The sequence below is a fragment of the Mesorhizobium sp. M2C.T.Ca.TU.002.02.1.1 genome (assembly GCF_003997225.1).
Genome location: NZ_RZTO01001551.1, coordinates 1 through 422, shown reverse-complemented (window position 1 = coordinate 422; position 422 = coordinate 1). Strand labels below are relative to the sequence as shown.

General features: G+C 57.8%; 1 protein-coding gene. It reads left to right on the top strand.

The annotated features are described in order from the left end of the window. A partial coding sequence (gene sctQ / locus EOD07_RS37230; protein ID WP_127238553.1) for a type III secretion system cytoplasmic ring protein SctQ occupies positions 1 to 422 on the top strand: 422 nt, incomplete at both ends.

Below are 422 nucleotides of genomic sequence, written 5' to 3'. Positions count from 1 at the left end.
TCTTCGAAGCGCATGTGTCGGTGATGCATTGTTGCCCGATATTGCGCCGTTCGGCCGCGGCCAGATCACCCTAGCTGTCGGCCAGTTGTGCGCCGAGGCGGATCTTGACGGCGATGAATTAATCTTGCGGGGGCCTTTCCGCCCGCGACCGTGTCCTTTGGAGAGTGCGCATATGACACAACCCGGATCGCAACTGGAGCTTACTAAGGATCTCGACGATGTCGAGATCGTGCTTGTCTTTGAATGCGGCCGCTGGCCTATTTCTCTTGGGGAATTAAGAAGTGCCGGCGAAGGGCATATTTTTGAACTTGGATGGCCGATCGACGGCCCGGTCGACATAGTGGCCAATGGTCAGCGTATCGGGCGTGGCGACATTGTCCGCATCGGAGAAGAGCTGGGCATCAGGCTCCGTGGAGGGTTTG